Source organism: bacterium (assembly GCA_030647005.1).
GTDB lineage: Bacteria > Patescibacteriota > Patescibacteriia > JACPHY01 > JACPHY01 > JAUSKG01.
This window is the reverse complement of the sequence record JAUSKG010000006.1, coordinates 1-11621: the sequence shown is the minus strand read 5'-3', so window position 1 is coordinate 11621 and position 11621 is coordinate 1. Positions and strand designations below refer to the sequence as shown.

Genomic DNA, 11621 nt, shown 5'->3' with positions numbered 1-11621 from the left:
TTTTCCCTGGCAATGTGGGAGCGGGGGGATTCGGAGGGGGGACGTTCGGACATAATGGATCTTCTCTCTCCGCGGCTGGCGCGTGAGCGTCAAAGATTGTAGCGGAGGTCTTTAGACCTCCATCCGAGGGTGTGGGCGACTCGGGGACGGGAGGGGGTAAACCCCTCCCCTACGGGAATCGGAGTTTCACCGGCAATAACACTGCGTGTTCGGAATCCATCACCCCCCACCCCTATCACTGCGAGGCACGAGTCCCGAGGCAAGCTCGGGATTCCAGCTTGTTTCCATCTTACAACGTCGGAATCCGCGAGTGCCGTGGCAATCCCAGTCATCACCGGGACGGAGTGTTTTTGAGGGAGGCGAGAGTCAGTGCGCTCATGGCCGGGATTGCTTCGATCGCGGATTCCCTCGCAATGACACGGGTGGTGGCGGAAAACCAAAATCTCCACGAGGAGTCAGTACGTATACCACCACTCCCCATCGAATACGAAAAAGGAGGATAAAGCAACGGAACGCGGACCAGTGAAGGCATGTAACCAACGCTCGGAATTCTTACGCCCGAGTATCAAGTATACCACGAAAATGGCTCACGTTCTACTTTTTCAGACCACATCTCCCCTGGCGGAAGGGAGGGGAACGGGCGAAGCCCTACGGCCGCTGCGGGCGAGGCGTACAGCGCAACACTCCGTGCGTGATGCACGGAGTGTTGCTGCGGGCGACACAGTTAGAACTGTGGGCGCTCTTCGCGAGGACGGGCGACGTTCACCTTGAGGGAACGACCGTCGAGGTCCTTGCCGTCCCACATGTCGATCGCGGCCTGGGCATCGGCATCGTCCTCGTAAGAGACGAAACCGAAACCGCGGGAGCGGCCGGACATGCGATCCATGACGACCTCTGCTGACGTGAGCGAGGAGCCGGCCTGCTCGAAAGCGGCCTTGAGCTCATCATTGCCCGTCGAGTACGAGAGGTTTCCAATGTAGAGTTTGGTCATATGTATGGAGTTATGTGTAAGTAGGCCGACCTCGCCCCGTGTACTACGGGACCTCGCTTGACTTCCGAGCCGTCAAACCTGACGGACTACTCACGACAAACTCCACGGAGAAGCACTTGCGATTTTCCTACTGATCGATACCTGGCACCACCGAGTGCCGAAACTGCATCGAATACATACTATACCACAGTTTTGCTCCCGTGTCAAATACCCTCAAAAATGGCCCATTATTCGTACCGGAGCGCCTCGATGGGGGATTTTTTCGCGGCCTGGGATGCAGGGTAGAGACCAAAGACGATACCGACGGCTGCGGAGGTGATGAGGCCCACCACCGTGGCGCCTACCGGGAAGTGGTACGTCCACCCGGAGATGACGGTATGGGAGAGCACAAACGCGATCGCGGCGGCGAGCGTGGTGCCGAGGAGCACGCCGATCGCCCCGCCGATGGTCGTGAGCGCGATCGCCTCGACGAGGAACTGCTGCCGGATGTCGCGGCTCGTTGCGCCGAGCGCCTTACGGAGGCCAATCTCGCGCGTCCGCTCGGTGACGGCGACGAGCATGATGTTCATGATGCCGATACCGCCGACGACAAGCGCGATCGCCGCAATCGCCGTGAGGAGTGCCGTGAGCGCGGTGCCGATGATACCGATACGCGCAATGATGTCCTCCTGCGTCATCACATGAAAATCGTCCTTGCTCGGATCCATGATACCGTGCTGCTCGCGCAACGTGAGCTCGATATCGCGCTTCACGCGCGCGAGGTCCGCGCCACGACGCGCCGTCATTGCAATCATGTGAAAGTAATCAATGCCGAGAAGGTACTTCTGCACGGTTGTATGCGGGATGACGACGAGTTCATCGTATGGAATAAACGCAGCTTGTCCCTTGGGCGGCATCGTCCCGATGACACGGAACTTACGTCCCTTGATCTGTACCGTCGCGCCAATCGGATCGCTATCGCCGAACAGCTCTGTGCGTACCTTGTCACCGATGAGCGCGACGTGCGCACGGCGGGCGACGTCATCTTCGGTGATCGGCGTACCGAATGCGAGCCGAATATCGAACACCTCCATGAAGTGCTCATCATGGCCGTGCACCTGCGCGCGGTACGTCTCGTTGCCGTACGATACCGGAGCGATCTGGACGACAGACGGCGAAACGTACACGGCATCAGGAACGTTCGCGAGACGGCGCAGTGCGACCACATCACGCACGGTGAGCGAGTCGGTGAATGCTTCGACGAAATCCGCGGGACCGCGCGGCTCGCGGCCGGGTTCAATGAAGACGATCTGCGATCCAAGGCCGCTCACCTGATCGAGAATGAGATTCTGCGCACCACGACCAACGGCGGTCACGAGCATGATCGCGGCAATGCCGATCACGATGCCGAGAATCGTGAGCATCGTTCGACTCTTCGTGCGCAGAAGGGCGCGAAACGCCGTGCGAACAGTGTGATGAAGACGGAGAGCGGTCATAGGGATATCACCGCGTGAAGTCCCTGGCGCGACGGCGATGCACAACGAGCGTGTCTGATTCGATGCGGCCGTCGCGCAGACGAATGATGCGCTGCGCGTGCTCGGCGGTCGTCTGCTCGTGCGTGATGAGGATGACCGTGCGTCCATCGGCGTGCGCGTGCTCGAGAAGCTCCATCACCTGCTTGCCGGACGCGCTGTCGAGGTTCCCCGTCGGCTCATCCGCAAAGACAATCTGCGGGTCGCGCGCGAGCGCGCGTGCGACGGCGACGCGCTGCTGCTCACCGCCGGAGAGCTGCGCACGGGTGTGATCGGTGCGGTGTGTGAGGCCCACGCGGGCGATGGCACGCTCGACGAGCGCGGGCCATTCCCGCTCCGGCACGTCGGAGTAGAGGAGTGGGAGTTGGACGTTCTCGCGCACGGTCGCACGCGCGAGAAGGTTGAATTGCTGGAAGATGAACCCGATGCGTTCGTTGCGAATCTTCGCCATCGCATCGTCCTGTCGCGTCGCGACGGGAACCCCGTCAAGGATGTATGCGCCCGATGTCGGACGATCGAGGAGCCCGAGGAGGTGGAGAAGCGTGGACTTCCCGGAGCCCGATGGCCCCATAACCGCGACGTACTCGCCGCGTTCGATGACGAGCGAGATTCCGCGGAGCGCGTGCGTCGCCGTCTCCCCATCCCCGTACGTTTTCGTGAGCTGGTCAATGGCGATGAGCGGCATACGCTCACTCCGACCGAACCACAATGTCGCCCTCGACCAATCCCTCGAGAATCTCTGCGTACCCATCTGATCCACGCAGGCCAACAACCACCGGCGTGTCAGTGGAAACTCCGTCACGAAGCACGCGCACCGTCGGTGTTCCGTTGCGCCGCTCGATTGCGCGGAGGGGGATTGCGAGGACACCATTGTGCCGATCAATCGCAATCGTCACATCCGCAGTCATTCCCGATCGGATGCGTGCATCTTCTGTAGCGAAAACGAGCGTCGTCCCATACGTCGCGACACCTTCAACCATGGTGGCGGCGGGATCCATCGCGGCAACCGTCGCCGGAAAGACGTGCTCCGCGCCGTACGCATCGAGTGTGACGATTGCGAGCTGCCCCACGGAGAGTCCTGCGATATCCACCTCCGGAATGTTCGCATCAATCTCGAACGCGGCATCCGCAATGAGCGTCGTGAGCGACGTCCCTGCTGTTGCGATCGTGCCTACACGCGCGTCCTGGAGCGTGACCATGCCGGAAAACGGTGCACGGAGCACGGTCTTCGCGAGGTCCGCATCCGTCTGCGCGACCTGCGCCTCCGCCTTCGCGAGGAGTGCCTCCTGCGCGGCGATCTGCTCCGTCGTCGCACCGGCGCGTGTGAGCTGGAGCGTGGCCTCCGCGGCGTTGAGCGTATTCCGCGCGATCGTCACATCGGCCTGCGCCGCGGCGATGGCCTGCGACTGCGCGACGCGCTGCACCGCAATCGCCTGAATCTCATCACCCACCGCCGCCCGCGCGGCGTCCGTATTCGTCCGTGCGGTCGCGAGGTTCGTCTTGTATGTGTTGATCGTCGCCTGGCTGAGGGTACTCGATGCATTGAGCGTCGCGGAGACGTGCTCGAGGAAGACGCGGACCGTATTGAGGTCGGTGCTCATCGTCGCGAGAAACGCGTCGAGCTCGGACGTGCTCACCGCATCTACGGTTGCGATGCGCGCGGGCCACACCGCGAGTGCCTCTTCCACCGCGCGGCGATCGCGCTCTGCGTCAATCTCAGCTTGGAGGTCTGTCGTTCGGAATGCAAGCTGCGGATTGGTCGTTGCATCATTCGTGAAGAGCTCATCGAGCTGCTTACGAACTGCATCATCGGCCTTCGTGTTCGCATCGCGCAGCACGTTGCTCGCGTCGTCATAGTGCGCGGAGAGATCGGCGCTCGCCTTCGCGATGACGTGCGTGTGCTGCGTCTCCGCATCAACGAGCGAGCGCTGCGCGTTCTCGCGGTCCGTCTCCTCAACGTGCACCTCCTCCACGCGTGTTCCGATGCGGAGCTCCGCGAGCTTCGCGCGTTCGACGGCAACCGCGGCCTGGTGCTGCGCGCGTGTTGCGAGGAGATCGGCTTGATCGAGCGTCACGAGGACCGCGCCGGCGGTCACGCGGTCACCCACGTCCGCTTGCACGCGCGCGATACGCCCGCCGCGCTCGAACGCGAGCACGACTTCCTCCGCAGCGGTCACCGTCCCCACGACGGCGACCTCGTGCACGATGTCCCGTGTACCCACGACGATCGCATCGTATGTCGGCGACCGGCCCGTGCGCTTCGCGACCATAACCCAGAGGCCACCCCCGAGCACGAGGATGGCGGTGACGATAACCCAGGGACGGCGGAAGAATGTCATACGATCTTTTTTACTACGGCTGCACGGCGTCCAGTGCCTCGAGTTGCTCCTGGAGATCGAGGACGTTCGTGAGACCACCGCTCGAGCCACCGAACGCTGCAATCATCCGCGGAAGCGTGAAGAACAAACCGAGGAGCGGAAGCACGATGACGATAATGGTGAGCGCGAGGCGGATGTACGCCGCCCTGCGCATGCGGTCAATGGATCGCTGGAGCGCGCTGACCTGCTCGGTGAGTGCGTCGAGGCGTCCGAGGACCGTGCGATCCTGCGCGTCCGCGCTGCTCGTCGGGGGGAGGGGGTGGGTCATACGATGCAAATGGTACGCACGACGGAAACGCTCACCGGAGCAACCCGCTGAGCGCGAACCGGACGATCGTGAGAACAATGCTCAGGAGCACCGCCCACCAGAACCCTGCGACCGCAAACCCGGGGACGATGGCCGCGACGAGGAGAATGAGGAGCGCGTTGATGACGAACGCGAACAGCCCGAGCGAGAGCACGGTCACCGGCAATGTGAGGATGAGGAGCAGCGGCCGCACGAAGGCGTTGACGATGCCGAGGATGAGCGCGGCAACGGCTGCAGCGGGCACGCCGGAGACGGAAACACCTGGCAGCACGTACGCCGCAATACCGACGGACAGCGCGTAGACCGCCCATTGGAGTAGGAATGTCATAGACAAATAGTGTACCATGGAACTCTATGACCATCACCTCCTACGGTGCCGCCGGGGGCGTCACCGGCTCCAAGCACCTCATCGCGACGGGTCGCGCGACCGTTCTCCTCGACTGCGGCATCTTCCAGGGCCCGGGGTCGCAGGGACGCAACCGCGACATCCCGTTCCCGCCCACATCGGTGGACGCGGTTGTCATCTCCCACGCGCACACCGACCACACGGCGATGCTGCCGGTGCTCGTGCGCGAAGGGTTCGCCGGACGGGTGTTCGCCACCGCCGCAACGCGCGACGTCATGCGGCACATCCTCACCGATTCCGCGATGATCGCGATGGAGGATGCCGCGTACAAACGGCGCCACGCGATCGGCGATGCCGAGGATTGGGAACCGACGATGACACCACGGGACGTCACGCGCGCCATGGAGCGCGTGGATGTGCTCCCCTACGCGCGGGACAATGATGCGTGGCACGAAATCGCCGACGGTGTCACGCTCAAATTCTACGACGCGGGGCACATCTTGGGATCGAGCGTCATCGTCCTCCGACTCCGTGGAGATGATGGGGAGCGCACGCTCTGCTTCTCCGGCGACCTCGGCGCGCGGCACGTGCCAATCCTCCGCGATCCGGAGGTACCGCGCGAACCGTGCACCACCCTCCTCTGCGAGACGACGTACGGAGATCAGGCCCATCCGTCGTTCGATGGGGCGATCGATGCGCTCGCGGATGCCGTGACCCGTGGCGTGGCGCGCGGGGCCAAGATCATCGTCCCCGCCTTCTCGCTCGGCCGCACCCAGCTCCTCGTCTACCTCCTCCATAAACTCGTGAATGCCGGTCGCATCCCCTCCGTGCCCATCGTCATTGACTCGCCGCTCGCGACGGAGCTCACGGAGGTCTTCGAGCAGTACCGCGACACCTTCGACGCGCAGTCACGGGAGGACTTCCCGAGCACGTCCACCAGTCCCCTCACCTTCCACGAACTCCGCTCGACGCACTCCATCGAGGAATCCAAAGCGCTCAACGACGTCGCGGGGCCCATCGTCATCATCTCGGCCTCGGGCATGATGACGAACGGCCGTATCGTCCACCACCTGCGCCACAACATCGCGGACGCGACCGCGATGATCCTCATCACCGGCTACCAAGCGGAGGGCACCACGGGCCGCGCGATCCTCGATGGCGCTCCGCAGGTGGAGCTCCATGGCGAGACGTACCCCGTGCGCGCCGAGGTCGTGCACTTTGAGGCATTCTCCGCGCACGCGGACCAGGGACAGCTCCTCGCGTGGGCGGGTGCGATTCCAGGCATTCGCCACGCAATCCTCGTCCACGGCGAGCAGACGCCGCGCTCCACATTCGCCAACGTGCTCGCAGCAGCACACCCGGACTGGCGCATCGACGCGCCCGGGGAAGGCGACACGCTCCCCCTCTGACCTACGCTTGACAAAACAACGCGGTCCGTGAGAACCTCAATGGGAGAATCTTCCTTGGAGGAACCCATGCACGTGCTCATATTGTTCTACGATGCTGTCATGTGTGCGGTGGTAGCTGTCATGTGTGCGATGGTATACGTAGTCGTCTCCCTCGTACTCCTGCTGCTCGGCGCGGTCATTTCATCCCAAGTAGAAGCACTTCGTGGCGAGCCACGTGTCACGCAGTGGTGGTCGCCGCGCGCGCTGGACTATTCGTGGAAACACTATGGCCACACTGGCGTCATCGCCATAACGCCGCTGCTCTTTCCGCTCTTGCTCATCGAGGCACTCATCACCCTGGCGACGCCGCGCCGTGCGGCGAACCTTCCGTGAAACACATCAAAACGCTCTCCCGTTAGCGGGAGAGCGTTTTCCATTGTCCTGTGGGGAGATCGTCTGGCAGGGTAATGTCGCCGATACGGATGCGGATGAGGCGTGCGACGCCGATGCCGGAGGATGCGCAGAGCGATCGCACCTCGCGCTTCGCGCCTTCGTGGACCACCACGTGGATCGCCCCCTGCACCGTTGTCACGCGCACCGGCTTCACGCGTCGTCGTCCGGTCACCAGTGCGCCGCGACGCAACGAGGCGAGCTGCCCGTACGTGGGACGTGCGGTCGGATGCACCACGTATTCCTTCTCCACACGATTGCGCGGGTGTGTCAGACGTTCAATGAACGCGCCGTCATCGGAGAGGAGGAGCAATCCCTCGGAGTCCCGATCCAACCGTCCCGCATAGTGCAGCGCGTGGAGGTGCTTCGGGAGGAGATCGTAGACTGTCTTGCGCCCGCGCTCATCGGAGCGTGTCGTCACATATCCCACGGGCTTGTGGAGGATGATGGTGGTCTGTTGATTCGGGATGTTCACGAGCTTCCCCGTCATGCGCACCTCATCGTGCTCGGGGTCCACGGACATCCCGACGGTCGCGCGTACGCCGTTCACGGTCACGCGGCCCGCCGCAATGAGCTCCTCAGCTTTCCGCCGAGAAGCGACACCCGCTGCGCTGAGGAATTTTTGGAGTCGTATCGCCATAGCGGGACGTCAAGCCCGCTCGGCGTACTCGCCGGTTTCCGTATTGAGGATGATGCGCTCGCCCTGCTTGATGAACATCGGGACGCGCGTCTTCATGCCCGTCTCGAGCGTCACCTCCTTTGTCACGTTGCCGGACGCGGTATCGCCCTTCGCCGCATCGAACGCCTCGGTCACCTCGAGTGTCACCTTCTTGGGGAGCTCGATGGAGAGCGGCTGGCCCTCGTACATGATGACGTGCACCTCGAGTCCCTCCGTGAGGTAGCCCGCGTCGTCGCCCACCATGTCACGCGGCACGATGACCTGCTCGAACGTCTCGCCGTGCATGAACGCGAAGCCAGTCGGATCCGAGTAGAGGAACTGCACCTTTGGTCGGTCCACCTCCACGAATTCCACCTGCTCGGACGACTTCATCGTCTGCTCGATCATCTTGCCCGTCGCGATGTCCTTCAGCCGCACGCGCACGAACGATGACCCCTTGCCGGGGTTCACGTGCTGGAAGTAGGTCACGACGGAGAGCCCGCCCTTGAACTTCATGACCTTCCCTCTCGAGATGTCATTGATGGAGGCCATACGATGCGGTGCACGAGTGATGCGCGTCCTGCGACGCGGGTGGTACAGAAAGCAGCGTAGCGCACAGGCGGGACACTCGTCAACCGCTCCAGAGCTCGCTCGCCGGAAGCCAGCGAACCGCATCAATGGACGGTGCGCCGGTGAGGAGCATGACGATACGATCTACACCCACCGCCATGCCTGCGACCGGTGGTATCGTATCGAGTGCCGCAAGGAACGCTTCATCGATGGGATGGGGGGTGCGGCCCATAGCGCGTCGCTGTGCACGGTCACATACAAACCGCGCGCGCTGCTCGACGCTGTCCGTGAGCTCCGTGAAACCGTTCGCGAGTTCCAGGCCCCCGCTGTAGAGCTCCACGCGCTCGGCCCACCGTGGATCATCGCCCCGCGTCTTCGCGAGCGCGGCCATCTGCATTGGCCAATCGTACACGAACGTGGGCCGCTCGCGGCCGAGTTGGGGTTCGATGTCCGTGAGGAAGATGCGGAAGAAGCAGTCATCAAATGTATCGTCGTCCACGACCGTGTACCCGCGCGCGCGGCACGCCGCTGCCATGACATCGCGGTGGAGGAGTGCGGCGAGATCAAGGTTCGCGTACCGCTCCCACGCGGCGCGCATCGTGAGACGCTCCCATGGTGCTGCGAGGTGTGGCGCGGGCTGCGGTGCGCAGAGCGCGCGGACGAGATCCTCGCACGTATCCATGAGCGCGTGGTAATCCTTCCCGAGTTCGTAGAACTCGAGCATCGTGAACTCGGGATTGTGCTGCCCGCCCCACGGCTCACCGTCGCGAAACACGGGGCCGATCTCAAAGCATCCTGCAACCGCTGGCTGGAGGTCGGCGACTGCGCCAAGGATCTTCTTGATGCTGAACTCCGGACTCATGCGGAGGAACCCCTCGTGCGGGTTGCCGCGGTGGTCACGGAGTACCGTCGTGAGCGGTTCGAGCTCCGGCTCCTGCGATGGATGCGCGAGGAGCACGGGGGTCTCCACCTCCAGCAGCCCGCGCAACCAGAAAAACTCTCGTATCCCCCGAAGGATTCGGGCGCGGGTGGCGAGTGTTGTAATGTTTGTCATACGCTATGAACATCCGACGCTGGACTACAGCATCGGATGTTCATCATCGCTGTACCGATAATTAGCGCTGCTCCGGAATGTACGGCATGAGCGCCATCTGGCGCGCACGTTTGATGGCGGTGGCGAGGCGGCGTTGGTGCTTGGAGCAGACGCCGGAGCGACGGCGGGGAGCAATCTTCTTGTAGGAGGACACGAATCGTCCGAGGAGCTGCGTGTCCTTGTAATCCGGTTCCGCAACGTGGTGCACGCAGAAAAAGCAATGCTGCTGGGCGGGCTTCGTCGGGCGGCGGCTTGGCCCACGCGATTCACCGGTTCGTCGTTTGAATGCCATAGGGTGATCTAGAACGGAATCTCTTCCACCTTAATCTCGTCTCGTGCTTCGTCGTGAGCGGGCGCAACGTGCTCCGCGGCCATGGGCGGCGCTGCAGGAGCGTGCTTGTTGAACTGCTGGGTTCCACCGCCCGGCGCGCGGTCGAGCATGATCATGTTCTCCGCGACAACCTCCGTGCGGTTGCGCTTCACGCCGTCCTGACCCTCCCACTCGCGCGTCTTCAGCCGACCCTCGACGTACACCTTGCGACCACGCCCGAGGTACTGCGTGCAGATGTCGGCGAGCTTCCCGAATGCGACGACATTGTGGAACTCCACCTCCTCCTGCCGCTCCCCGGACTGCTGGTTCGTCCAGTAGCGATTCGTCGCAACGCCGAACGTGCAGATGGTCGTCCCACCGGCGGTCGCGCGCGACTCCGGGTCCTTCGTGAGGTTCCCGATGACCATAACCTTGTTGAGCGTCATACGAGCTGCGGGCTGACAGCTCCAAGTGGCAAGCGTCTTTGCTTGTGACTTGTGGCTGTCGGCTCGGGACTTACTTACACCATGTCCTTCCCGAGGATCTCCTCGAGCTTCGCGTCGAGGTTCTCGATGGATTCAGGTTGCGCGTTCGCAGATGCCGTCGCGGTCGGCTGCTGTGCCGCGGACCGCTTGACTGCGGCCGCGCGATCGCGCTCTTCGAGCGCACGCTCCATCGCCTCCACCTCTGCGCCAATCGCGCGTACCTTCGCGCGCTTCAGCGTAATCATCGAGCGGAGGATGCGCGGCTCGAGTGACAGCTCACGCGCAATCGCGGCAACGCCCGTCGTCGGCGCGGTGAACTCCACGAGATCGTACTCACCTGCGGTGTGTGGGCCGATGGGGTACGCGAGGCGCTGGCGCGCAAACTCGCGCGTCGCCATGATCGTCCCGCCTGCGGCGGCGATGTGCCCCGAGATGATGCGGTGTACTTCCTCGCGTGCATCGCCGCTCTCCGTGAGCGGAATAAGGGAGAGGAGCTCGTACACCTGCATGTGTACGGCTCGCTCCAGGGTCGGTTCTTCGTCCATAACGTATTGGTGGCAGACGAGGAGGCGGATCGTCGCCGATCCTACCCCATGGCCGATTTTCCAAGGAAAATCGCCCGTCTCCCGCTCATGAATGACTGCGGATACGATACCACTGCGCCCACGAATAGGCAAGCCGCTGTCCAGTACTGCGCGGGGTGCCACTGACACCAGTAGTGTACCGTGTGAGATTTCTCGCTCGCGGAATCGCTCGAAATGACAGAGGGAGTGGTGTATGCGTTTCCTCCAAACGTGTCATTTCGAACGGAGCGCAGCGAAGAGAGAAATCTCACCAGACCTCCTTTTGTCATTGCGAGGCACGAGTCCCCGAGTGCCGTGGCAATCCCGGTCATCACCGGGACGGAGCGTTTTTTCAGGGAGGCGAGAGCTGGTGCGCGCGTGGCCGGGATTGCTTCGCTCGCGGACTCCCTCGCAATGACACGGTGGTTGGCGGAAAAGTAAAAGTAAAATGCAAAAGTAAAATGTAGGGGTCATCGAGAGGCGCGCAGACGACCGCTCCCATACGCATACCCAGGGCGATCGCGATCCAGGTCCAACCCATCAGCGCTCCAGCCCGCATCCACAGACGGCC

General features: G+C 62.9%; 14 protein-coding genes. 2 read left to right on the top strand and 12 right to left on the bottom strand.

The window, feature by feature from the left end; all coding sequences use genetic code 11:
- Positions 1-724 precede the first annotated feature (724 nt).
- From Q7S96_00685 to Q7S96_00660, 6 genes are all read right to left on the bottom strand, one after another.
- Positions 725-991 carry an RNA-binding protein gene (locus Q7S96_00685; GenBank protein ID MDO8462777.1) on the bottom strand — a complete coding sequence of 89 codons (267 nt, stop codon included), beginning with the start codon at positions 989-991 and terminating at the stop codon, positions 725-727.
- Between the two features lie 227 nt (positions 992-1218).
- Positions 1219-2466, bottom strand: a complete 1248-nt coding sequence (locus Q7S96_00680) for an ABC transporter permease (protein ID MDO8462776.1) — start codon at positions 2464-2466, stop codon at positions 1219-1221.
- 7 nt (positions 2467-2473) lie between these two features.
- The gene (locus tag Q7S96_00675; protein ID MDO8462775.1) at positions 2474-3187 is read right to left on the bottom strand and encodes an ABC transporter ATP-binding protein; all 714 of its coding nucleotides are present in this window, start codon (positions 3185-3187) and stop codon (positions 2474-2476) included.
- Between the two features lie 4 nt (positions 3188-3191).
- Positions 3192-4841, bottom strand: coding sequence for an efflux RND transporter periplasmic adaptor subunit (locus Q7S96_00670; GenBank protein MDO8462774.1), 1650 nt, complete (start codon positions 4839-4841; stop codon positions 3192-3194).
- 13 nt (positions 4842-4854) lie between these two features.
- A complete protein-coding gene (locus tag Q7S96_00665; GenBank protein MDO8462773.1) occupies positions 4855-5148 on the bottom strand; it encodes a hypothetical protein in 294 nt (97 codons plus the stop codon).
- Between the two features lie 31 nt (positions 5149-5179).
- Positions 5180-5515, bottom strand: a complete 336-nt coding sequence (locus Q7S96_00660) for a phage holin family protein (protein ID MDO8462772.1) — start codon at positions 5513-5515, stop codon at positions 5180-5182.
- A gap of 26 nt (positions 5516-5541) precedes the next feature.
- On the opposite strand from Q7S96_00660, the gene Q7S96_00655 reads away from it, so the two are divergent.
- Together Q7S96_00655 and Q7S96_00650 are read left to right on the top strand one after the other, a co-directional pair.
- Positions 5542-6942, top strand: coding sequence for an MBL fold metallo-hydrolase (locus Q7S96_00655; GenBank protein MDO8462771.1), 1401 nt, complete (start codon positions 5542-5544; stop codon positions 6940-6942).
- 66 nt (positions 6943-7008) lie between these two features.
- Entirely contained in the window at positions 7009-7314 is a 306-nt protein-coding gene (locus tag Q7S96_00650) for a hypothetical protein (GenBank protein ID MDO8462770.1), read from the top strand.
- A gap of 22 nt (positions 7315-7336) precedes the next feature.
- Here Q7S96_00650 and Q7S96_00645 read toward each other — a convergent pair whose 3' ends face one another.
- From Q7S96_00645 to Q7S96_00620, 6 genes are all read right to left on the bottom strand, one after another.
- Positions 7337-8011 carry a pseudouridine synthase gene (locus tag Q7S96_00645; protein ID MDO8462769.1) on the bottom strand — a complete coding sequence of 225 codons (675 nt, stop codon included), beginning with the start codon at positions 8009-8011 and terminating at the stop codon, positions 7337-7339.
- A 9-nt stretch (positions 8012-8020) separates the two neighbouring features.
- Complete coding sequence (efp, locus tag Q7S96_00640; GenBank protein MDO8462768.1) at positions 8021-8581, bottom strand: elongation factor P; 561 nt, start codon at positions 8579-8581, stop codon at positions 8021-8023.
- Between the two features lie 79 nt (positions 8582-8660).
- Entirely contained in the window at positions 8661-9653 is a 993-nt protein-coding gene (gene epmA / locus Q7S96_00635) for an EF-P lysine aminoacylase EpmA (GenBank protein ID MDO8462767.1), read from the bottom strand.
- A gap of 61 nt (positions 9654-9714) precedes the next feature.
- Positions 9715-9984 carry a 30S ribosomal protein S18 gene (gene rpsR / locus Q7S96_00630; protein MDO8462766.1) on the bottom strand — a complete coding sequence of 90 codons (270 nt, stop codon included), beginning with the start codon at positions 9982-9984 and terminating at the stop codon, positions 9715-9717.
- Positions 9985-9992: 8 nt separating this feature from the next.
- Positions 9993-10448: a single-stranded DNA-binding protein gene (ssb, locus tag Q7S96_00625; GenBank protein ID MDO8462765.1), complete on the bottom strand. Its 456-nt coding sequence runs from the start codon at positions 10446-10448 to the stop codon at positions 9993-9995.
- Between the two features lie 74 nt (positions 10449-10522).
- Complete coding sequence (locus Q7S96_00620) at positions 10523-11032, bottom strand: 30S ribosomal protein S6 (GenBank protein ID MDO8462764.1); 510 nt, start codon at positions 11030-11032, stop codon at positions 10523-10525.
- Positions 11033-11621 lie beyond the last annotated feature (589 nt).